The sequence below is a fragment of the Streptomyces vastus genome, from assembly GCF_039532825.1.
In the GTDB taxonomy this organism is placed as follows: domain Bacteria; phylum Actinomycetota; class Actinomycetes; order Streptomycetales; family Streptomycetaceae; genus Streptomyces; species Streptomyces vastus.
This window is the reverse complement of record NZ_BAAASJ010000060.1, coordinates 169,459-191,261: the sequence shown is the minus strand read 5'-3', so window position 1 is coordinate 191,261 and position 21,803 is coordinate 169,459. Positions and strand designations below refer to the sequence as shown.

Sequence of the window (21,803 nt, the reverse complement as noted above, 5' to 3'; positions counted from 1 at the left end):
TCACATTCGCAGGTCCACCTCCCCCTGTGCGGCGCTGCCGTCCGTGGCCGCTACGCCATGGCGTGTCCGTCGGTATTCGCTGAACGGCGGGCGGCTGCCGCGGGGTTGGGTGTGGACGTGCTGCGGGCGGCTCGCCGAGGTGGCCGGAGGAACGAGGATTTCAGCAACGCTGTTCGGTCTGCGCATCGCGATGCGAGGATGTCGCCCGTGACCGGAACGTCTTCCTCGCCCGTCGCCGAGGGCACGCCTCGTAGGCAGGGCCTGGGTCCCCGGGCCGCCGCCGTCCTTGTGTTCGGGTCTTCGGCCGCGGTCCTGGTGGTCGAGATCGTTGCTCTGCGGCTGCTGGCTCCCTACCTCGGCCTCACCCTCGAGACCAGCACCATGGTGATCGGCATCGCCCTCTCCGCGATCGCCGTCGGCTCCTGGCTGGGTGGGCGCATCGCCGACCAGGTCGATCCACGCCGGCTCATAGGCCCCTCGCTGGGGGTGTCGGGAGCGGTCGTGGCGCTCACCCCTGCCGTGCTGCGCACCACCGCGGAGTGGGCGGCGCCGCTGCTCTTGTTGATCGCGGCAGGGACCATCCTCGTGCCGGGCGCGCTGCTCTCCGCGGTGACGCCGATCGTGACCAAGTTGCGTCTCACCAGCCTCGCCGAGACCGGAACGGTGGTCGGCCGGCTGTCCGGTGTCGGTACCGTCGGCGCCATCGTCGGCACCGTCCTCACCGGCTTCGTCCTCGTATCGCGGTTGCCGGTCAGCGGCATCCTGATCGGCCTCGGAACACTGCTGGTGGTCGGCGGCGGGCTGGCCGAGTGGCGTACACGCGGGTGGACCGGCACGCCTGCCCTCACACTCGTGGTCGTCGCCGGCGGCCTCGCCACCACGGTCGCTCCCGGTGCCTGCGACACGGAGACCAAGTACCACTGCGCACGGGTCGTCGCGGACCCCGACCGGGACAGCGGCCGCACCCTCGTCCTGGACGGCCTGCGGCACTCCTACGTCGACACCGACGACCCGACCTTCCTGGAGTTCGAGTACGTACGCGCCATCGCGTCGGTGGTCGATGCCGCCTTTCCCGAACGTGAGCCACTTACTGCGCACCACCTGGGCGGCGGCGGGCTCACCTTCCCCCGTTACCTCGCGGCCACCCGGCCCGGGACGCGCAGCCTGGTGTCCGAGATCGACGGCGGGGTCGTACGCATCAACCGCGAGCAACTCGGTCTGAGGCCGGGAGGCGGTATCGACGTACGCGTCGAGGACGGCAGGCTCGGCCTGCGGCGAGTGGACGACGGCAGTCGTGACCTCGTCGTCGGCGACGCCTTCGGGGGCGTCAGCGTGCCGTGGCACCTCACCACGGTGGAAGCGATGAGGGACGTACGGCGGGTGCTGGGCGAGGACGGCCTGTACGTCGCCAACCTCATCGATCACGGCGCCATGGCCTTCGCACGTGCCGAAGTAGCCACCCTCAGCGAGACCTTCGACCACGTCGCCGTCCTCGGCGAACCCGCCGACATCGGCCTCGACCCGACCGCCACCTCCGCGGGCGGCAACCTGGTGGTGGTCGCCGCCGACCGGCCAATCGACGTACGGGCGACCCAGGAAGCGCTGGACACCCGCCGTACCGGCTGGCAGATCGCGACAGGCGAAGTCCTCACCTCCTGGATCGGCGACGCCCAACTCCTCACCGACGACTACGCACCCGTCGACCAGCTCCTCCAGCCGTACAGCCCGCAGAGCATCCGGTGACCTAGGACAGCAAGCCGCGTATCAACTCCTCGGCGTCACCCAGGACTTCGACCTCCCTGGTCGTCATGGTCACATTGGCGGCACGCCGCCGGCGCGCCTCCGCGAGGCCTTCCGCCGTCACCTCGCGCGCATTTCCGTCGAGCAGCGCGGCAAGCATCGCCCCGGCCGGCTCCGCCAACGGTTCGTCGCCGACCGCGACTTGGGCGAGGATCACTGCCGACAGACCCCAGTCCAGACCGGGTGGACCTTCCTCCGAGTTGGCCCAGTCGGTCACTCGCGGGCCGGCAGGAGTGAGCATCACGTTGTCCGGGTGCAGGTCCAGATGGAGGACCCGGACGGCGGGGTCGGTGGAGAGCCGGGGCGGCAGCGCGTGCAGGTCACGCAGCAGCCGCGCGAGGGTGACTCCGGCATCCCAGGGGTCGATCAGCCCATCGCCGAACGCCTGCAACATGGTCGGCCCGGACAGCCGCTCCATCAACAGGTCGGTGCGCTTGTGCGTCGGCCGCACGCGCGGCACCGGATAGCCGTGGCCGCGTACGTGTTCCATGACGGCCGCCTCGGCGGGCGCGTCGCCGTAGCCGTCGTCGTCGCGGTAGCGGCGTAGCACCCACGTCCCGTCCTCGGGATCGTCGAGCGCGTACACATCCGCCGTGCGGCCGGAGCCGAGCAGGGGGCCGAGCCGTAAGTCGCTTCTCATGCGCCGAACCTACCGGCGCCGCACAGCCGGGCCTCAGCGTCTCGATACGTGCCGGTACAGTAAGCAGGTCGTCATCACACCCGTACGGGGGGAAGCCGGTGCAAAACCGGCGCTGACCCGCAGCCGTGAATCGCCCGGAGCAAAGCAGCGGGCGGTGAGCCGGAATGCCCCGTGCGGACGTGACCGGCTCGACGTCACCGGGAAACGCCGGTGGCGGGCACCGTCGAGGCATACGGAGCCGAGCCGCCCGGGGCTCTGGGCTGCCCGGCTCCCTGCAGGGAGAAACCGCCGATCATGAAAATTCGCCGTAGCGCCGCCGTGCTGGCCGCCACCGCCGTGATCGGTGCGACCTGCGCGGCGGGCGCCCTCGCCGCCGAGTCGCCCTCCCCGTCGCCGTCCAAGGAGTTGCCCACCGGGCTGTTCGGCAGCGCGGATCCGACGTACGACGGCGTCTGGCGGCAGTCGGTCGCGCTGCTCGCCCAGCACACCGTGGGCGTGCAGCCCGCGCCGGAGGCCGTCGGTTGGCTGGTCGGGCAGCAGTGCGAGAGCGGGGCGTTCGCGCCGTACCGCGCGAACGCGGGCGCGAAGTGTGACGCCAAGACGCTGGTCGACACGAACAGTACGGCCGCCGCGGTGCAGGCCCTGGAGGCGCTCGGCGGGCACGGCGCGGCGGCGGACAAGGCCGTGGCCTGGCTGAAGTCCGTGCAGAACAAGGACGGTGGCTGGGGCTACGCGGCCGGCGGCGCGAGCGACACCAACTCGACGTCTGTCGTGATCGGCGCGCTGGTGGCGGCGGGCGAGCAGCCTCAGGACGTGCTGTCCGAAGGCGGCGAGTCCCCGTACCAGGCCCTGGGGACGCTGGCCGTCCCCTGCGACGAGGACGGCGGGGGCGCGTTCGCCTTCCAGCCGGACAAGAAGGGGAAGCTTGCGGCGAACGCGGACGCGACGGCGGCGGGCGTACTGGGAAGCCTGGGCAAGGGGTTCGTGACGAAGTCCGGGAAGACCGCGGCAGGGGACCCCGTGTGTGCCGACGGTGGCGACAAGTTCACGCCCGAGGACGGTGCGCGGGGCGGCTCCGCGTATCTCGCGAGCGCGGTCGCCAAGGACGGCTGCCTGAAGTCGGCCCTCGCCGGCGCCGAGGACCAGCCCGACCACGGCAACACCGCCGACGCCGTCGTCGCGCTCGCCGCCGCGGGCCGGACCACCGAGGCGGGGAAGTCGCTCGCCTGGCTGGAGAAGAACTCGTCTGACTGGGCGGCACAGAGCGGCCCCGCCGCTTACGCGCAGCTGATCTTCGCGGCGCACGCGACCGGCACGGATCCGCGCGACTTCGGCGGCGTGGACCTGGTGAAGCAGCTCGGCGCGACCGGCCCGAAGGGCTGGAACGCCACCGTTACCGAGACCGCCGTACCCAGCAAGGAGCAGGACGAGGACGGCGGCGTCAGCGTCTGGTGGATCATCGGCGTCGGCCTGGTCGGCGGCATGGGCGTCGGTTTCCTGATCAGCAGCCGCAACAAGAAGCAGCCGAAGCCGTGATCCGCCTCCGCCGCCGTACGGTCCTGCTGATCCTGACCCCACTGTTCGCCGCACTCACCATCCTCGGCTCGACGGGACAGGCCCACGCGGCCGGTTACCGCTACTGGTCCTTCTGGGACCGCGACGGCGACACCTGGGTGTACGCGACCCAGGGCCCGTCGACCGCCCGCCCCTCCGACGGCGACGTCCAGGGCTTCCGCTTCTCGGTGAGCGAGGACTCCCGGGACGCAGCGAAGCCGCGCGGGACCGCGGAGTTCGCGACGATCTGCGCGAAGACGCCCGCGCGGGACGGCTCGAAACGGGTCGCACTGGTCCTCGACTTCGGCACGAACGCGGACGCGCCGTCCGGCGAGACGCCGCCCCGTGCGCGTACGGCATGCGCCCGCGTCCCCGAGGACGCGACGACGGCGGACGCGCTCGCCACGGTCGCGGGGCCCCTGCGCTACGACACGAACGCCCTCCTGTGCGCCATCGCGGGCTACCCGCGCACAGAGTGCGGCGAACAGGTCTCGGCCACAGACCCGACAGCGACGCCTTCGGACACGCCTGGCGATACGAGTGCCTCCGGCGAGAGCGAGTCCGGTAACAAGTCCGGTGGCGGCTCCGCCGATCAGGGCCCGTCGCTGGGCCTGGTCGCGGGCATCGGTGCCGTGGCGGTGCTGGGCGCGGCGGCGGTCTGGCAGACGCGTCGTCGGCGACGCGACTGACGGGCGGAGGTGCGCACGATGAGCGAAGCCAGTAGCGCTGCGGGCAAGACAGCAGCCCAGGGTGCGCCAACCGGCAACCTGCCGTCCGGCAAGCTGCAAACTGGCGAACGGCCATCCGGCAACCTGCCAACGGACAATCAGCCGCCGAGCAACCGACCCGCCGGCAATCCGCCAGCCGGCGAACGGCCCACCGATACCCCGCAGTCCAGCGAACGGCCCTCCAGCAATCCGCCAGCCGGCAATCCGCCAACCGGCAAGCCGACGTCCGGCAATCCGCCAGTCGGCGAACGGCCCACCGGCACCCCGCAGTCCAGCAAACGACCATTCGCCCATCCGCCATCCGGCAACCCCCGCCGCCGCCCACTGCTGAGCCCGCCGCAGGCGACCCGCTCCAACGCCCTCCCCCCAGGCGCCTGGTGGCTCTGGGCCCTCGGTCTCGGCACCGCCGCCTCCCGCACCACGAACCCCCTCCTCCTCGCCCTCCTCATAGCGGTAGCGGGCTACGTAGTAGCCACCCACCGCACCCAATCCCCCTGGTCCCGCTCCTACACCGCCTTCGTCAAGCTCGCCCTGGCCGTACTCGCCATCCGCCTCGCCTTCGCCGTCTTCCTCGGCTCCCCCATCCCCGGTACCCACACCCTCGTCACGCTCCCCGAACTCCCCCTCCCCGACTGGGCGCAGGGCATCCGCATCGGCGGCCGAGTCACCGCGGAGGGCCTGCTCTTCGCGCTGTACGACGGCCTGAAACTGGCCACGCTCCTCATCTGCGTGGGCGCCGCGAACGCCCTCGCCAACCCCGCCCGCCTCCTCAAGTCCCTCCCAGGTGCCCTGTACGAGGCGGGAGTCGCGGTCGTCGTGGCGCTCACCTTCGCCCCGAACCTGATCGCGGACGTCCAGCGTCTGCGCGCCGCACGCCGTCTGCGCGGTCGGCCCGACCACGGGATACGCGGCCTGCTCCAGGTAGGACTCCCGGTCCTGGAGGGCGCCTTGGAGCGTTCGGTCGCGCTCGCGGCGGCGATGGACGCCCGCGGTTACGGCCGTACCGCCGAGGTACCGCCCACCGTCCGCCGCACCACCGCCGTACTCACCCTCGGCGGCCTGGTCGGCGTCTGCGCGGGAACGTACGGTCTGCTCACCGCCGAAGGCGGCACCTACGGCCTGCCCGTGCTGCTCGCCGGACTCGGCGCGGCCCTCGCCGGGCTCTGGCTCGGCGGTCGCCGCTCGCTGCGTACCCGCTACCGGCCGGACGTCTGGGGCGTACGGGCGTGGCTGGTCGCCGCGTCCGGCGCGGGGGTCGCGGCGCTGCTGATCCTGTACGCCGCGTACGACTCCGCCGCCCTGCACCCCGGCGTCGTACCCCTGACGTCCCCCTCCCTCCCGCTCTGGCCGGCCGCCGCGATCCTGCTCGGCCTCGCCCCGTCCTTCATCGCCCCCAAGGAGCCGTCGTGATCCGCTTCGAGGATGTCTCCGTGACGTACGACGGGGCGACCGAGCCGACCGTACGGGACCTTGAACTCACCGTTCCCGAGGGCGAGTTGATGTTGCTGATCGGACCGTCCGGAGTCGGTAAGTCGACGGTCCTCAGCGCGGTGAGCGGTCTGGTCCCGCACTTCACGGGCGGCACCCTGCGCGGACGCGTCACGGTGGCGGGCCGTGACACCCGCACCCACAAGCCGCGCGAACTCGCCGACGTCGTCGGCACGGTGGGCCAGGACCCGCTCGCACACTTCGTGACGGACACGGTCGAGGACGAACTCGCATACGGGATGGAGTCGTTGGGCCTCGCGCCGGACGTGATGCGCCGCCGTGTCGAGGAGACCCTGGACCTGCTGGGCCTCGCGGACCTCCGCGACCGCCCGATCTCCACCCTCTCCGGCGGCCAGCAGCAGCGGGTCGCGATCGGCTCGGTCCTCACCCCGCATCCCCGCGTCCTGGTCCTCGACGAGCCGACGTCGGCGCTCGACCCGGCCGCCGCGGAGGAAGTACTCGCCGTCCTCCAACGCCTCGTGCACGACCTCGGCACCACGGTCCTCATGGCCGAGCACCGCCTGGAACGCGTCATCCAGTACGCCGACCAGGTCGCCCTCCTCCCGGCTCCGGGCGCCCCGCTCGTGCTGGGCCCTCCGTCCGAGGTGATGGCCGTCTCCCCGGTGTACCCGCCGGTCGTCACCCTGGGGCGCCTCGCCGGATGGGCGCCGCTGCCGCTGACGGTGCGCGACGCGCGGCGGAGGGCGGGGGCGCTGCGGGAACGGCTGTCGGAGGTGCCGTACGAGGACGAGGGCGAGGATGAGTCCTCGGGCGCACCTCCGGCCGCCGCGCCCGCACCACGTCCCGCACCAGCCCGTTCCCGCATCTTTCGCCGACGCGACACCCCAACTCCCGTGTCCGGGAACACAGTTGCCGCGGCCGTCGACCACCTCATCGTCCGCCGAGGCGGCATCGAAGTCCTCCATGACGTCACTCTGACCGTCGCCCCCGGCGAGACCATCGCCCTCATGGGCCGCAACGGAGCCGGAAAGTCCACCCTGCTCAGCGCATTGGCCGGGCTGGTCGAACCGGCGTCGGGTTCCGTACGGGTCGGCGGTGCCGTACCGCACCGGACGGCACCACGTGAACTCGTGCGCCGCGTCGGCCTCGTACCGCAGGAGCCTCGCGACCTGCTGTACGCGGACACGGTGGCCGCCGAGTGCACGGCCGCGGACCGCGACGCCGACGCGAAGCCGGGCACCTGCCGCGCCCTGGTCTCCGAACTGCTCCCCGGCATCGCGGACGACACCCACCCCCGCGACCTCTCCGAGGGCGGGCGCCTCACCCTTGCCCTGGCCCTCGTCCTGACGGCCCGCCCTCCACTCCTCCTCCTGGACGAGCCGACCCGCGGCCTCGACTACGCGGCCAAGTCCCGCCTGGTCACAGTCCTACGGGACCTGGCGACGGCGGGCCACGCCATCATCCTGGCCACCCATGACGTGGAACTGGCCGCCGAACTCTCCCGCCGGACAGTGATCCTTGCCGACGGCGAAACGGTGGCCGACGGCCCCACGGCCGAGGTCCTCCTCGCGTCCCCCTCCTTCTCCCCGCAGGTCACGAAGATCTTGGCTCCGCAGAAGTGGCTGACGGTCTCGCAGGTACGCGCTGCTGTGGGCGCATCGGAGCGGGATCCGGAAGTACGAGAGACACCAGACCGGGAGATGACAGACCGGGAGGCAGAGGCGTGACACCCCAGGCGCCCCCTCACGTCCGCCCGATCCCTCAAGCCCGCGCGATCCGTCTCGGCCCCCGCTCCATCACCGCCCTCGCGCTCGTCAGTGCCATCGGCCTGGCGGCCTTCGCCTGGCCCCTGTTCGCCGGGCCTACGTCCCAGGTCAGCGCCCATGCGCAGGACGCACCGTGGCTGTTCGCGGGGCTGCTCGTGCTGCTGGTCGGAGTGGTGGGCGCGGCGGTCTCGGAGTCGGGGATCGGGCCGAAGGCCGTGGCCATGCTCGGGGTGCTGGCGGCGACGGGTGCCGCGTTACGGCCGATCGGGGCCGGGACGGCCGGGATCGAGCCGATGTTCTTCCTGATGGTGCTGAGCGGCAGGGTGCTGGGCCCCGGCTTCGGCTTCGTACTCGGCGCGGTCACGATGTTCGCGTCCGCGCTGCTCACGGGCGGTGTCGGGCCGTGGATGCCGTTCCAGATGCTCAGCATGGGCTGGTTCGCGATGGGCGCGGGCCTGCTACCGGGTCCCGACCGGCTACGCGGCCGGGCGGAGTTGGTGATGCTCGCGGCGTACGGCTTCGTCGCGGCCTTCGCCTACGGCACGCTGATGAACCTGTCCGGCTGGCCCTTCATGAACGCCCTCACATCGAGCGTGGCCTTCGACCCGAACGCGGACGTCACGACCAACCTGACCCGTTTCCTCGCGTACTGCCTGGCCACATCCCTCGGATGGGACCTCGGCCGAGCCGCCGTCACGGTCGCCCTGACCCTCGCCCTGGGCGCAACCATCCTCAGAGCATTGCGCCGGGCCACCCGCCGGGCGGCTTTCGAGACACCGGTGACGTTCGAGCGCCCGCACACCCAGGAGCCCTGAAACTAGGATGAGGGCCATGGCCAACCTCATGTCCGCCGAGGACTTCGCCGCCTGGCAAGAGACGAACTACCTGCTCCGATCCCCGGCCAACGCCCGCCGTCTCATGGAAGCTGCCGCACGCGACCAAGCGGCCATCCAAGGATCACCAAGTCCCTTGAAGAGCTCCAGGAACTGGCCGGTGAGGAGTGAGGGACGCCTACTTCGACCCGTGACGCATTGACGACGAACACCGCCTCTATGGTGGTCCGATGTCATCGATCAAGCAGTTCCAGGTCACCTTCGACTGCGCGGACCCTGAGCGCGTTGCTCGCTTCTGGTGCGAGGTGTTGGGGTACGTCGTACCGCCGCCGCCGGAGGGGTTTGCTACTTGGGACGATTACGATCGCTCGCTGCCGCCTGAGCGTCAGGGTTCAGGGTTTGTCTGCATGGATCCCTCGGGTGTGGGCCCGCGGATGTACTTCCAGCGCGTTCCCGAAGGCAAGGTCGTCAAGAATCGAGTGCATCTTGACGTGCGGGTCGGCACCGGGCTCGTGGGCGAAGAGCGCCTGGCCGCACTCGAGGCCGAGTGCGCACGACTGGTCGCGCTCGGCGCGGTACGCGGGCGACTACTGCTTGCCGATGACTACAACGAGTCGTGCCAACTGATGCAGGACATCGAGGGCAACGAGTTCTGTCTCGACTGAGTGGCCGCTGGCGGCACGGCATCAGCGATGTCGTCAGCGCTCTGACCGCCGCCGACCTCCGCCTGAACTTCCTGCACGAGCACAACCGCGGCCACTTCCGCCTTCCCGCAGGGCTACGCGGCACGCAGGCTTTCTGCTCAGCGCGGCATGCGTCGGCCCAGCTGCCGCGCTTTCTCGCGCAGTCCCGATCCCCAGGCTCCGGCTTCCGCCGGGGCGGACATCCCTGTGAGGACCGAGACCTGCACGTCTTCAAGCGGGCCGTCCGGCGTGGTGCCGAGCCGGGCCCAGTCCACCTTGATTCCGGCGCGCTCTGCGAGAACCAGCACTGTGGCGATGAAGCCTTCAGAGAGGGCCAGCACAATGGCGTGGGTCGTTCTTCGGTGCTGCGCCAGCAGGGTGTTGACGAAGGTCTCGAAGGTGATCGGGTCGATCTGACACTCGTCGTTCTCCATCGGCCCGATGCCCGATGAGACTCCCAACTCCGCCTCGAAGACCGCCACTTGGCGCTGGAACAGGCGGGAGGCCCCGTTGGACGGATTCCACAGGGTCTCGTTGCCCAGGTCGAAGTACTGGCTCATCTCGGGGGCCTTACCCAGGTGGTGTACGGCGGCTGCCCACAGGCGGGTAGATCTATGAATGTTACAGATCTCCCGCCAATGTCACATTCGCAGCCGATACACCATGCCTGCCGACGTGGTCTGCCCCCATGGGCGCCCGGCTGGCTGGTGAGACGGTACGGGACAAGTCAAGCGAGGTCGACCGGGATTCGATGGTCCGGTTGACCGTCCTTGGCCAGGATCGAATGCTCGTTGGCCACCGCGCGGTACAGCCTCAGGCCGGAGGCCTCGTCCACGTCAGCCGCTGTCCAGGCGCGGCCTCCGTGCGAGAGGGAGCGGCGGGAGAACACCTCCATCGCACGCTCGATCCCAGGGTCGGCCACCGATTCCGCGATGGCGGGCATGTAGACGCCTTGGCCGGTGCCGATCGGGGCCGACGAGTCGAAAATCGCGATGCCCACCTGGGGGCGTACCGCAATGTTGCGCGAATGGACGGCCTCGGGCGAGGAGAGCCAGAAGAACTCGCGGCACTCCACGTGAGCGAAGTACACCGGCGAACTCCACGGCCGCCCGGCCGCGTCGGCGGTGGCGAGCACCATGTACAGGCTCGCGTCGACGATGCCGCGCGCTATCGCGGCAGGTGATTCATCGGCAGGCGGTCCATCTGCAGGTGATCCAGACGATGTACCGGGATTCATCTCAGCGGCCCCTTCGGTACGTCAGCTCGAAGTCCTTCTCCCATGAGGCCGAGCCGTCCGACGACATCTCCCAGGTGCCGCGGATCGTGTCTCCGTCCTCGCTAACCCGCCCAGTGAACCGCTGCCGGAACGCCAGTGGCGAAAAGTCCGGCGCCTCCCGCAGCAGCCGCCAGACACCGTCGGCGAAGGTCATCGCATACACCCGTACGACGCCCCGCGAGTCGAAGTAGTGCTGCGTGTACGCGCCCGTCTCCGGGTCGACCGCGACGATCGCCATACTGTCCGGGGCCTCCGCCAGCGCGATCTCCGTGCGCTGGACCAGGAAACGTCCGTCCAGCGTCCACTCGAACGCGCTGCGTGCGGCAGGCGCGGCCAGACCGGGGAAGTCGGCCTCCACCATCCATTCGCCGACCAGAACGTCCAGCCTCTCCAAGACTTCCTGCCGTGCCGATTCGTCCATCGCCAACACCTCCTCGTCGTAAGTGTGGCTTCGGCCGAGTCTGTTGGCCTGCGGGAACGAGTCGATTGGCCCCACTCCAAGGTTGCTGGGTGCCTGTTTGCTATCCCCCGGCGTAGGGGGAGCGATCAGTCCGCGAAAGTAGTCCACTGCCCTCTCACCGGGTCCGGACCTGCCGAAACGATGAACGAACCGGGCATGGAGCCCGGCCATCCCCTCCGACCACGACTCGAAGTGGTCAACCGTTACCGCATCCGCACCAGCGCGCGTTGGCTCTCTCCCGCGTTGTGCGGTCGCTCCCCGGTACGTCAGCTGCCCGTGGTGGCGAGCTTTGCCGCGAACCCGAGGAAGAGGGCGCCGGCTCCACTGGTCAGACCCGCCGACAGGCGCCGCCGACGGCGGAACTGGGCCGAGAGATACGTGCCGCCGAGGATCAGCAGAGTCACGTAACTGATGCTGATCACCTGGTAGATCAGCGCGAGCAGCCCGAAGGACAGCACCGGGTGCGGATAGGACGGGTCGACGAACTGCACGAAGAAGGAGATGAAGAACAGGATCGCCTTCGGGTTGAGCAGAGTGATCAGCAGCGACCGACGAAACGGCCGCTCGCCGTCCTGGGCGCCCTCCGGACCCTCGGCCGGTGCTCCCACCTTGCGGGTGCGCCACATCTCCCACGCCCCGCGGATCATCCCGAACGCGATCCAGGCCAGATAACCGGCCCCCGCGTACTTGATGACGGAGAAGACGAGTTCGTTGGCGCGCAGCAGCGAAGAGAGCCCCGCGGCGGTGAGCAGCATCAGCAGGGCCTCGCCGATGAACACACCCGCCGCGGCCCGGTATCCGGTCCGCACACCGCGCCGTGCCGCCACCGACAGCGTGTAGAGAGAACTGGGCCCCGGCAGCAGAATGATGAGGAGCGTCCCCAGGGCGTAGGTACTCGGCCGGAGCGCACGCGGGGCTCCAAGGCTCGTTCAACCTCTACCGCTTCGCGAGCGATCCAGACATCGTCTACACGGAGGGCTACGGAAGCGGGCATCCGACCGCCAACCCGGACACCGTCAAGGACTGCTCACTCCGTTACGATCATCTTCAGGCCGCCGCCCTCTCCCTCAGGGACTCGGCGGAGCTGATCCGGCGGGTGATGGAGGAACGCTATGGACAACAACGCGATGCCGATGGGGATCCAGTGGCGTAAGTCCAGCTACAGCGGCGACCAGGGCGGCGAGTGCGTCGAGTGCGCGCCGCTCGGCCCCCTGGCCTGGCGCAAGTCGACGTACAGCGGCGACCAGGGCGGCGACTGCATCGAGATCGCCGAAACCCCCACCACCCTCGCCGTACGCGACTCAAAGAACCCCGCGGGCCCCCATCTCACCTTCGCCCCCGCCGCGTTCACCACCTTCGTCGACTGGACGAGGGACACGACTACAGCCGCTGAATGATCGCCGCAGTAGCCGGCGCCCACCCGCGCACGCGATGACGAGCGCGAACTCCTTCTCCCTGCACTCCAGTACATGCGACGCGGTTGTAATGAGCCGCGCTCCCGTAGCGCCCACGGGGTGACCCGGCACCCCCACCCCATGGCGTGATCCCTTCGCTTCTTGTGGAGAGTTCGGCCCTCTTCAGTTCACTTCATTGACACGAGTCATCAGCGGACATAGTTTCCGCCGCGTACTCGTGGCACCTGATGGCACGTCAATAGCTCTGGCCCCACAGTGGGTTCAAGGGTCGAACGCCGACTGCCGCCGGTGGCACGTGTACACGCGGTCCCCACAACGACGTGCCCGCACACGAAGGAGTGACGGCTCTTGTCCGACACCGTGTCCCGGCGATCGGCCCTGCGTCTGCTGGGCGGTTCGATCGCGGTCGCAGCCGCGGCCACCTCCACCGGATTCACCACCACCTCGCACACCTCCTCGCACACCACCGCGCTCAAGAGAGCCGAACCGAGCGCGGGTCCGCGCGTGGAAGGCCTGATCGCGAAACTCACCCTCGACGAGAAGATCTCCCTGCTGCACGGCGCCACCGACCCGAACTCGCTCGGCCAAGCCGGCTACATCCCCGGCGTCGAGCGCCTCGACATCCCCCCACTCCGTCTCGCCGACGGCCCCGCCGGAGTCCGTATCACCCGGCATGCCACAGCCCTACCCGCCCCCGTTCTCCTCGCCTCCGCCTTCGATCCCGAACTGGCCCGCCGCTACGGCCAGGTCATCGGCCGCGAGGGCCGCGCCCTCGGCCAGGACGTACTGCTCTCGCCGATGGTCAACGTCATCCGCACCCCGTACGCGGGCCGCAACTTCGAGACCTTCAGCGAGGACCCTCTGCTCTCCGCCGACCTCGTGGCCGAGGAGATCAAGGGCATCCAGGGCGAAGGTCTCATCGCGACCGTCAAGCACTACGCGATGAACAACCAGGAGAAGGACCGCATGACCATCGACGTGCGGGTCGACGAGCAGACGATGAACGAGGTCGAACTGCGCGGCTTCGAGTCCGCCGTCCAGGCCGGCACGGGCGCGTTCATGGGCGCCTACAACAAGGTCAAGGGCACCTACGCCTGCGAGAACCAGGAGCTTCTCACCGACATCCTCCGCGACCGCTGGGGCTTCGAGGGCTGGGTGATGTCCGACTGGTACGCCACCCACAGCACCGTCGACGCGATCACCGCCGGTCTCGACATGGAGATGCCGGACGGCAAGTACCTGGGCAAGGCCCTGAAGAGGGCGGTCGAGAACGGCAGCGTCTCCGAGGAGTCCCTCGACCGCGCCGTACGCCGCATCCTTGCGACGATGGACGGCTTCGGGCTGCTCGACGGCAGCGCCCCGCCCCGTCCGGACCGCGACCCGGCGGCGGGCGCGGCGGTCGCCCTGGACGTGGCGAAGGCCGGAGCCACGCTGCTGCGCAACGAGAACCGCGCCCTTCCCCTGACCGGCGCCGCCGCCCGGAGCATCGCCGTCATCGGACCCACCGGCTCAATCCCGTTCGTCAGTGGCGGCGGCAGCGCCCATGTCATTCCGGACCGGGCCGACAGTCCACTCGACGCCATCAAGTCCCGTGCGGGGCGCGGCGCCCGGGTGTCCTACGCACTGGGCGAGGACATCTTCGGCAAGGCCATCCCCAAGGGCGCCTTCTCGCCGGGTTTCGAGAGCGAAGGGCAGCGGGTCGCCGCCGGGGAGACCTGGACGTACGAGGGAACGCTCACCGCACAGGACGCCGACGAGTGGACCTTCGTCATCCACTACTCGGGGAGTACGCGCCCCAAGGTGCTCCTCGACGGCGAGGAACTCTTCCCCGTGCTGCCCGACTTCGGCGAGTTCTTCACCGGCGGCCTCGTGTCGGCGGCGCCCGACGGGCTCGCCGTGCGCCGCAAGACGCTCAACCTCGCCAAGGGCACGCACAAGGTGGAGATCACCGCGAAGGGGGGCGACAAGGGGCAGCTGTTCCGGCTGCGGCGCATCACCGGCGCGACCCGCGCCCAGGACGTCGCCCAGGCTGTGCGGGCCGCGCGCACCGCTCACAGTGTCGTGCTCTTCGCGTACGAGGACGCCACCGAGGGCCAGGACCGCACGACCGTCGCGCTGCCCGGTCACCAGGTGCGCCTCATCGAGGCGGTGACGGCGGTGAATCCCCGTACCACCGTCGTCCTCAACACCTCGTCCTCGACGTCGATGCCCTGGCTGCGGCGCGCCGCCGCCGTGCTGCAGATGTACTACCCGGGCCAGGAGGGCGCGGCCGCCACCACGGCCGTCCTGTTCGGCGACTGCGACCCCGGCGGCCGTCTCACCCAGTCCTTCCCGGTGGACGACGACCACCACCCGGTGGCCGGCGACCCGCGCCGCTACCCGGGCGTGGACGGCACCGAGGAGTACTCGGAGGGCATCCACGTCGGCTACCGCTGGTACGACGCCGAGGGCGTGCGCCCGCTGTTCCCGTTCGGGCACGGCCTCTCGTACACCACGTTCTCCTACAGCGACCCGCACGTACGCGGGTCACGACATGGTCTGGAGGTGACCTTCACCGTGCGCAACACCGGGCGCCGTGACGGCGTCGACATCCCACAGGTGTATGTCGGCCCCTCGCCGGAACTCCAACTCGACCAGGCGGTAAAGGTGTTGGGCGGATACCGGCGGCTCGCACTGCGGGCGGGAGAGGAGCGCCGGGTCACCGTACGCGTCGACGAACGCACCCTCTCCTCATGGGACCCCGAACGCCACGACTGGGTGCTCGGAACCGGCCGCCGCACCGTATGGGTCGGAGCCTCGGAGGGCGACCTGCGCCTGCGTACGGTCGCGGAGGTGCACGCGTGATGCGCCACCTCACCATGCGTCGTCGTCTCGCTGTCGTGCTGACCGCCCTGGCGACCACCGTCCTCACGGCCGCCGGTTCCACCGTCGCGGCGCCCGCCCCGACCGCGAAGAACCCCCCACTCGTCCGGACCGAGTCCGGCTGGATCCGCGGCGAGACCACCGCCGAGGGGCGGCAGTTCCTCGGCATCCCCTACGCGCAGCCGCCCGTCGGCGACCTCCGCTGGCGAGCCCCGCGGCCCGTAAAGCCGTGGTCCGGCGTGCGCACCGCCGACGACTTCGGCAACCGCTGTGTGCAGACGGCGAGTTGGGACCCCGGTTACGAGAAGCCCAGCCACACCGAGGACTGCCTCGACCTGAATGTGTACGTCCCCGAAGGCGGCGCCGTCCGCTCCGGTCAGCGGCCGGTCATGGTCTGGCTGCACGGCGGCGGGCTCACCGCCGGCGCGGGCGAGGACATCGTGCCGGACACCTTCGCGCGGCAGACCGGCACGGTCGTGGTGACCGTCAACTACCGTCTGGGCGCGATGGGTTTCCTCGCCACCTCGGGCCTCGACCGCGAGGCGCGCGACCGCGTCTCGGGCAATTTCGGGATGCTCGACCAGCAAGCGGGCCTGCGCTGGATACGGTCCAACATCGGCCGCTTCGGCGGTGATCCGGGCCGCGTCACCATCGCGGGCGAGTCCGCGGGCGGCCGCTCGGTCTGCACGCAGATGGCGTCCCCGACCTCAAAGGGCCTGTTCCACAGGGGGATCGTCCAGAGTGGTGCGTACGCGGACTGCGCGGCCCGTACGCACAAGGAGGCGGTGGCGCAGGGCGCCGACTTCATGGAGAAGCTGGGGTGCGCGAACGTCGCGTGTGTGCGCGGCAAGCCCGCCAAGGAAGTCCTCGCCGCCCAGGCCGGCTTCAACTGGGGGCCTGTGGCCGGCGGCGACTTCCTGCCGGTGCAGCCCTTCGAGGCGTACGCGACCGGGGCGGCTGCCCGTGTCCCGGTACTCAACGGAGCCAACCAGGACGAGGGGCGGATGTTCGCCTTCGCCCAATTCGACAACAACGGCTCCCCGCTCACGGCCGAGCAGTATCCCGAGGTGGTGCGAGGCGTGTTCGGCGCCGATCAGGGCGAGCGGGTGCTCCAGCGCTACCCGCTGTCGGAGTACCCGTCGCCGAGCATCGCGTACGGCACCGCCTACGGAGACTTCCTGATGGCCTGCCCGGCACTCCGGCTCAACGACGTGCTCGCGGCCCGCGGACCGGTCTACGCGTACGAGTTCGCCGACCGCACCTCGCCACCCTTCGCCTCGCTGCGAAACCTCAACAAGGACTTCGACTTCGGCGCGACCCACGTGAACGAGGTCCAGTACCTCTTCAAGCACTTCGGCCTGAAGTCTCCCCTGAACGCCGAACAGCGCGCGCTCTCACGCCAGATGATTCAGTACTGGGGCTCCTTCATCCGAAACGGGGTGCCACACGCCGCCGGCCAGCCACCGATGCCAGACGGCCAGGAGAAGCTCCTCTCCCTGCGCACCGCCTCCCACGGCGGCAACAGCCCAAGCATGACGGTCCACCGTGAGCACCAGTGCGACGTCTGGGACCGAGACCGTTCTTAGAGTCCTAGAACCTTAGAGACTGTGGCGGCGGCCTTCGATCCCTGGGCCGCCGCCTTTCCTCTACAGCCGCCGGATGTTCGTCCTACAGCCGCTGGATGATCGTCCCCGTAGCCAGCGCCCCACCCGCACACATAGTGACGAGCGCGAACTCCTTGTCCCTGCGCTCCAGTTCATGCAGGGAGGTGGTCAGCAGCCGCGCCCCCGTCGCACCCACCGGATGCCCGAGCGCGATGGCCCCGCCATTCACGTTCACCTTCTCCAGGTCCTGTTCGAAGACCTGCGCCCAGCTCAACACCACTGAGGCGAAGGCTTCGTTGATCTCGACGAGGTCGATGTCCTTCAAGGTCATGCCCGCCTTGCCGAGCACGGCGCGGGTCGCGTCGATGGGCCCGTCCAGGTGGAAGTGCGGGTCCGAGCCCACCAGGGCCTGGGCGACGATCCGCGCCCTCGGCCGGAGCTTCAGTGCCCGCGCCATCCGCTTCGACGCCCACATCAGAGCCGAGGCACCGTCGGAGATCTGGGACGAGTTCCCGGCCGTATGCACGGCCGTCGGCATGATCGGCTTCAGGCCGGCCAGCGCCTCCATGGACGTGTCGCGCAGCCCCTCGTCCCGGTCGACGAGGCGCCACATGCCCTGACCGGCGCGCTGCTCGTCCTCCGTGGTGGGCACCTGTACGGCGAACGTCTCGCGCTTGAAGCGCTCCTCCGACCAGGCGATCGCGGCCCGCTCCTGGGAGACCAGCCCCAACGAGTCGACGTTCTCGCGCGTCAGCCCACGGTGACGAGCGATCCGCTCCGCCGCCTCGAACTGGTTCGGGAGGTCTACGTTCCACTCGTCGGGCGTCGGCTTTCCCGGCCCGTGCTTGGAGGCCGACCCGAGCGGCACCCGGGACATGGCCTCGACGCCACAGCTGATGCCGACGTCCACGACCCCGGCAGCGATCATGTTGGCGACCATGTGCGAGGCCTGCTGCGAGGACCCGCACTGGGCGTTCACGGTCGTCGCGGCAGTCTCGTACGGCAGCCCCATGGCGAGCCACGCGGTGCGCGCGGGATTGCCCGACTGTTCGCCGGCGTGGGTGACGGCTCCGCCGACGACCTGCTCGACGCAGTCGGCGGGGATGGCCGTACGGCCCAGGAGTTCACGGTAGGTCTCGCCCAGGAGATAGGCGGGATGCAGATTGGCGAGCGCGCCACCGCGCTTGCCGATCGGAGTGCGTACGGCTTCGACGATGACGGGTTCCGCGACCATGCTCTCGCCCCTTCCTCGCGCCGAACTAGAACGCGTACTAGTTCTCAGTGCAGTCTGCTGAGCGGAGGCCCGCCGCCGCAAGGGTCTTGCATGCCCCGAAGTCGCGATCTGCACGAACTCCGCACGCAATTGGCCTTGTCGTGCCTCTTGCTACTTCTAGAACCCGTTACTACCTTCACGGCAATTCGCAGTTCCTGATGGATCGTCAGAACCTCGATCGCCCCCGAGCGCTTCCGACCTCCACAACCCGACCGTCGCACGACCCGGAGTTGCCGATGCCCTGTCCAGCGCTGCCCGACGGGTTCGATTTCACCGACCCCGATCTGCTGCACCACCGCGTGCCTCTCCCGGAGTTCGCCGAGCTGCGTCAGGCCGAACCGGTCCACTGGATCCCCCAGCAGCCCGGTATCGCGGGCTTCGAGGACGAGGGTTACTGGGCCGTCACGCGGCACGCTGACGTCAAGTACGTCTCCACGCACCCCGAGCTGTTCTCCTCCTGGCTCAACACCGCGATCATCCGCTTCAACGAGCACATCCCGCGTGACGCCATCGAGGTCCAGCGGCTGATCCTGCTCAACATGGACCCGCCCGAACACACCCGCGTCCGCGGCATCGTGCAGCGCGGCTTCACCCCGCGCGCGATCCGCGCCCTGGAGGACACGCTGCGCCGGCGCGCCCACTCGATCGTCCAGGAGGCCGTCGCTCAGACCGGCCCCTTCGACTTCGTCACCCAGGTCGCCTGCGAACTGCCCCTCCAGGCGATAGCCGAGCTCATCGGCATCCCGCAGGAGGACCGTCTCAAGATCTTCGACTGGTCCAACAAGATGATCTCGTACGACGATCCGGAGTATGCGATCACCGAGGAGGTCGGCCAGGAGTCGGCCACCGAACTCATCTCGTACGCCATGAACATGGCCGCCGACCGCAAACAGTGCCCGGCCAAGGACATCGTCACGCAGTTGGTGGCGGCGGAGGACCAGGGCAACCTCACCTCGGACGAGTTCGGCTTCTTCGTCCTCATGCTGGCCGTCGCGGGCAACGAGACGACCCGTAACGCGATCACGCACGGCATGCACGCCTTGCTCACCCACCCCGACCAGTGGGACCTCTACAAGAGGGAACGCCCCTCGACCACGGCCGAGGAACTGGTCCGCTGGGCGACCCCCGTCGTGTCCTTCCAGCGCACCGCGACCCAGGACACCGAACTCGGCGGCCAACGGATCAAGAAGGGCGACCGCATAGGCATCTTCTACTCGTCCGCGAACAACGACCCCGCCGTCTTCGACTCCCCGGAGGTCCTCGACATCACCCGCGACCCGAACCCCCACCTCGGGTTCGGTGGCGGCGGCCCGCACTACTGCCTCGGCAAGTCCCTGGCGACCCTCGAGATGGACCTCATCTTCAACGCCATCGCCGACGCCATGCCCGGCCTCCGCCTGGTCGGCGACCCACGCCGGCTGCGCTCGGCCTGGCTGAACGGCGTCAAGGAGCTCCAGGTCAGCGCGAGTTGACCCCAGGGGTCCCGCAGACGCCACCCCCTGCGCCCCGCCCCGCCTCCTGTCTCACCGCGCCGACGAAGGCGGTGAAGGCGGCGGGGTGAAGGTGGGGCCGTCGGGTTTTCGGAGTCGTCGCCGGACAGCACGGGGGCCACCCTCTGTTACCACCGGACGTCGCATGGTCCGGTTACCCGGACGTCATCGCCTCCGTCGACTGTGCCGCCGTACCGGTCGACGAACTGGACATCCCGCTGCCGAGGGACGGGCACCTGCTGTTCTTCGCCGACAAGCGCGACCCGATCCAGCCCGCACCAGGCCTACATGTGAGAGGAAGAAACACGCCAATTGACCGGTAACCGTCCAGCCTTTGTCTGGACAAGTACCTGTTGCCGCGATCCGGCTCGCTCTGTGATCGGAGTCACGGGCTCACTTTGAGTGGTGGAGATCGCGGGGAGAAGACGTGACAGAAGTTCACATCTTCTCCCGTTGAGAGATACGCATCGCTACGGCTCGCGCCGCGAGATGTACGGCTCGCTGCCGGTTGACTGGTGTAAACCTTTCCCTTCGGGGCCGACCTGTGCGTAAGTTGTGGCGGCCTCGCCCGCGGGACCTCACGCTCTCTGCGTGCAGCGGGCGGGTGAGTCCGGTTCGCCGGGCTCTTCAGTCATTGATGTGCAGACAACAGGCAGACAACAGGGGGATACCTATGTCCATCTTCAGGAGATCGACCATGTGCGCGACCGTCGCGGCGGTCGCGATGGCGGCCTTGGGGCTGGCCGCCCCGCAGGCGTCGGCCGCCTCGCAGGCATCCGACGCCAATGTGTGCGGCTCCGGGTACACGCTGAGGAAGGCTGTTCCTCTGCCGGTCGGGACTGCTCCCTCAGAACGCCTGGCGACCCTCTTCGCCTATGAGAACGGCGGAAAGGGCTGCGCCATCCTCGACAACAACGCGGGGAACACGGAGTACATGTACCTCAAGGTCTGCAAGGTGAACGGCACCGGCTGCGACACCGACTCGGGCAACTTCAGCCAGTACGCGGGCCCTGTGTACGTCTCCAGCTTCGCCTGCGCACCGGTGACCGCCAAGATGGGGCAGACGTCCAGCAGCCTCTACATCGACTACAAGTCCGACCGTGTGTTCCCCTGTGGCTGACGGTACGTCGGCCAGGGCCCGGAACTGGAACTCCGTACGCTCTCTGCTCCTCGCCGTGGTGGCGGCACCGCTCGTCCTGACGGCCTGCGGAACCCAGGACCCACGGGTGCGGAAAGCAAGTTCACGGCGGACGCGGCGACTCCCGCCGACGGCGAACCCGCCGGGCCCAGGAACACCGACGTTCCCGTGGCCGACGACTACGACTTCGGCCCTCCGGCGGCCACGGCGCACAACGGAGAGGTCGTCGCCTATGTGCCGCGCCTGGACCGCCGCCGCGTGGTCGTGCCCCTCACGATGCACAACACAGGCGAGAAGCGCGCCTCTTACACGGTCACGGTCACGGCCGACAGAGGCGAGAGGGGTGCTCCGGTGACGGTGACGAAGAAGGCCCTCAACGTGTCCTCCGGCACGACATGGCCGACACAGGCGGACATCAGCGCTCCCGGGTTCTGGAACCCCAAGGACACGAAGATCACCCTGAAGGTGACCAAGGACAACTACCCCTTGGGCCATTCCCGCTGACCGGCCGGCGGCCTTCCGCCGGCCCTCGGGCCTGATCCCTTGAACCTCACCGGTGATTTGGGGTATCGGCTGGTGACCACGGTTGGGGTGAGTCGTTGCACGGCTCGTGAGTCCCCGGCGCCGGTATCGCAGTGACCCAGTGAACGTTTCCGTGCCGCTCGACGTCTTCGCACGTGACACAGCAAAGACACAGCCTCGACGACTTCGAACGGAAACGCTGACCGTGGTCTCTGCCGCCGAGCTGTCCCCCGCCCGTCCGCCTTCCGGTCCGGTCGACCCGGCCGGTTCGCGGAAGGGATCGTTCCGGGAGCGCAAGGGGTTCTTGCGG

General features: G+C 69.5%; 21 protein-coding genes, 2 pseudogenes and 1 riboswitch. Of the genes and pseudogenes, 16 read left to right on the top strand and 7 right to left on the bottom strand.

The genetic code is table 11. From position 1 onward, the window contains the following. The first annotated feature begins 198 nt into the window (after nt 1-198). A complete protein-coding gene (locus ABD357_RS25580; RefSeq protein WP_425584997.1) occupies nt 199-1,743 on the top strand; it encodes a fused MFS/spermidine synthase in 1,545 nt (514 codons plus the stop codon). Between the two features lies 1 nt (nt 1,744). On the opposite strand, the gene ABD357_RS25575 is transcribed toward ABD357_RS25580, so the two are convergent. Further along, nucleotides 1,745-2,440, bottom strand: coding sequence for a phosphotransferase (locus ABD357_RS25575; RefSeq protein ID WP_344393239.1), 696 nt, complete (start codon nt 2,438-2,440; stop codon nt 1,745-1,747). An 88-nt stretch (nt 2,441-2,528) separates the two neighbouring features. Further along, nucleotides 2,529-2,610, top strand: a riboswitch (cobalamin riboswitch). A 124-nt stretch (nt 2,611-2,734) separates the two neighbouring features. Here ABD357_RS25575 and ABD357_RS25570 point away from each other — a divergent pair. From ABD357_RS25570 to ABD357_RS25540, 7 genes are all read left to right on the top strand, one after another. Then, nucleotides 2,735-3,976, top strand: coding sequence for an SCO2321 family membrane protein (locus ABD357_RS25570; protein WP_344393238.1), 1,242 nt, complete (start codon nt 2,735-2,737; stop codon nt 3,974-3,976). Next, a complete protein-coding gene (locus ABD357_RS25565) occupies nt 3,973-4,683 on the top strand; it encodes an SCO2322 family protein (RefSeq protein ID WP_344393235.1) in 711 nt (236 codons plus the stop codon). Before ABD357_RS25570 ends, ABD357_RS25565 begins: the two co-directional genes overlap by 4 nt. Nucleotides 4,684-5,046: 363 nt before the next feature. Continuing rightward, nucleotides 5,047-6,132: a CbiQ family ECF transporter T component gene (locus tag ABD357_RS25560; protein ID WP_425585000.1), complete on the top strand. Its 1,086-nt coding sequence runs from the start codon at nt 5,047-5,049 to the stop codon at nt 6,130-6,132. Continuing rightward, nucleotides 6,129-7,898: an ABC transporter ATP-binding protein gene (locus tag ABD357_RS25555; RefSeq protein ID WP_344393234.1), complete on the top strand. Its 1,770-nt coding sequence runs from the start codon at nt 6,129-6,131 to the stop codon at nt 7,896-7,898. Before ABD357_RS25560 ends, ABD357_RS25555 begins: the two co-directional genes overlap by 4 nt. Then, nucleotides 7,895-8,752, top strand: coding sequence for an ECF transporter S component (locus ABD357_RS25550; protein ID WP_344393233.1), 858 nt, complete (start codon nt 7,895-7,897; stop codon nt 8,750-8,752). Before ABD357_RS25555 ends, ABD357_RS25550 begins: the two co-directional genes overlap by 4 nt. 7 nt (nt 8,753-8,759) lie before the next feature. Further along, on the top strand, nt 8,760-8,972 hold the full coding sequence (locus ABD357_RS25545) for a type II toxin-antitoxin system Phd/YefM family antitoxin (protein ID WP_425584996.1): 213 nt from the start codon (nt 8,760-8,762) through the stop codon (nt 8,970-8,972). Between the two features lie 28 nt (nt 8,973-9,000). After that, complete coding sequence (locus ABD357_RS25540; protein ID WP_344393230.1) at nt 9,001-9,435, top strand: VOC family protein; 435 nt, start codon at nt 9,001-9,003, stop codon at nt 9,433-9,435. Between the two features lie 137 nt (nt 9,436-9,572). On the opposite strand, the gene ABD357_RS25535 is transcribed toward ABD357_RS25540, so the two are convergent. From ABD357_RS25535 to leuE, 4 genes are all read right to left on the bottom strand, one after another. Next, nucleotides 9,573-10,013: a DUF6086 family protein gene (locus ABD357_RS25535; protein WP_344393229.1), complete on the bottom strand. Its 441-nt coding sequence runs from the start codon at nt 10,011-10,013 to the stop codon at nt 9,573-9,575. A 167-nt stretch (nt 10,014-10,180) separates the two neighbouring features. Then, the gene (locus ABD357_RS25530; RefSeq protein WP_344393228.1) at nt 10,181-10,690 is read right to left on the bottom strand and encodes a pyridoxamine 5'-phosphate oxidase family protein; all 510 of its coding nucleotides are present in this window, start codon (nt 10,688-10,690) and stop codon (nt 10,181-10,183) included. 1 nt (nt 10,691) lies between these two features. Continuing rightward, nucleotides 10,692-11,150 (bottom strand): hypothetical protein, encoded by a 459-nt coding sequence (locus ABD357_RS25525; protein ID WP_344393226.1) that lies wholly within the window; start codon nt 11,148-11,150, stop codon nt 10,692-10,694. 305 nt (nt 11,151-11,455) lie between these two features. Next, entirely contained in the window at nt 11,456-12,073 is a 618-nt protein-coding gene (gene leuE, locus ABD357_RS25520; RefSeq protein ID WP_344393269.1) for a leucine efflux protein LeuE, read from the bottom strand. 8 nt (nt 12,074-12,081) lie between these two features. Here leuE and ABD357_RS25515 point away from each other — a divergent pair. Together ABD357_RS25515 and ABD357_RS25510 are read left to right on the top strand one after the other, a co-directional pair. Continuing rightward, nucleotides 12,082-12,342, top strand: a pseudogene (locus ABD357_RS25515) (Scr1 family TA system antitoxin-like transcriptional regulator); the annotation flags it as partial. Beyond that, the gene (locus ABD357_RS25510) at nt 12,302-12,586 is read left to right on the top strand and encodes a DUF397 domain-containing protein (RefSeq protein ID WP_344393225.1); all 285 of its coding nucleotides are present in this window, start codon (nt 12,302-12,304) and stop codon (nt 12,584-12,586) included. The pseudogene ABD357_RS25515 and the gene ABD357_RS25510, both read left to right, overlap by 41 nt. On the opposite strand, the pseudogene ABD357_RS44820 reads toward ABD357_RS25510, so the two are convergent. Then, nucleotides 12,570-12,709, bottom strand: a pseudogene (locus ABD357_RS44820) (steroid 3-ketoacyl-CoA thiolase); the annotation flags it as partial. The gene ABD357_RS25510 and the pseudogene ABD357_RS44820 overlap by 17 nt on opposite strands. 243 nt (nt 12,710-12,952) lie before the next feature. On the opposite strand from ABD357_RS44820, the gene ABD357_RS25505 reads away from it, so the two are divergent. Together ABD357_RS25505 and ABD357_RS25500 are read left to right on the top strand one after the other, a co-directional pair. Then, nucleotides 12,953-15,448, top strand: a complete 2,496-nt coding sequence (locus ABD357_RS25505; protein ID WP_344393224.1) for a beta-glucosidase family protein — start codon at nt 12,953-12,955, stop codon at nt 15,446-15,448. Continuing rightward, entirely contained in the window at nt 15,448-17,052 is a 1,605-nt protein-coding gene (locus ABD357_RS25500; protein ID WP_344393223.1) for a carboxylesterase/lipase family protein, read from the top strand. Before ABD357_RS25505 ends, ABD357_RS25500 begins: the two co-directional genes overlap by 1 nt. An 82-nt stretch (nt 17,053-17,134) precedes the next feature. Here ABD357_RS25500 and ABD357_RS25495 read toward each other — a convergent pair whose 3' ends face one another. Beyond that, nucleotides 17,135-18,304 carry a steroid 3-ketoacyl-CoA thiolase gene (locus ABD357_RS25495; RefSeq protein WP_344393222.1) on the bottom strand — a complete coding sequence of 390 codons (1,170 nt, stop codon included), beginning with the start codon at nt 18,302-18,304 and terminating at the stop codon, nt 17,135-17,137. A gap of 275 nt (nt 18,305-18,579) precedes the next feature. Between ABD357_RS25495 and ABD357_RS25490 the strand changes: the two genes are divergently transcribed. From ABD357_RS25490 to ABD357_RS25480, 4 genes are all read left to right on the top strand, one after another. Beyond that, nucleotides 18,580-19,815, top strand: a complete 1,236-nt coding sequence (locus ABD357_RS25490) for a cytochrome P450 (RefSeq protein ID WP_344393221.1) — start codon at nt 18,580-18,582, stop codon at nt 19,813-19,815. Between the two features lie 143 nt (nt 19,816-19,958). Further along, nucleotides 19,959-20,156 (top strand): hypothetical protein, encoded by a 198-nt coding sequence (locus ABD357_RS45020; protein ID WP_486389231.1) that lies wholly within the window; start codon nt 19,959-19,961, stop codon nt 20,154-20,156. A 374-nt stretch (nt 20,157-20,530) separates the two neighbouring features. Next, entirely contained in the window at nt 20,531-20,953 is a 423-nt protein-coding gene (locus tag ABD357_RS25485) for a hypothetical protein (protein ID WP_344393218.1), read from the top strand. 186 nt (nt 20,954-21,139) lie between these two features. Beyond that, nucleotides 21,140-21,475, top strand: a complete 336-nt coding sequence (locus ABD357_RS25480) for a hypothetical protein (RefSeq protein ID WP_344393216.1) — start codon at nt 21,140-21,142, stop codon at nt 21,473-21,475. Nucleotides 21,476-21,803: the final 328 nt, after the last annotated feature.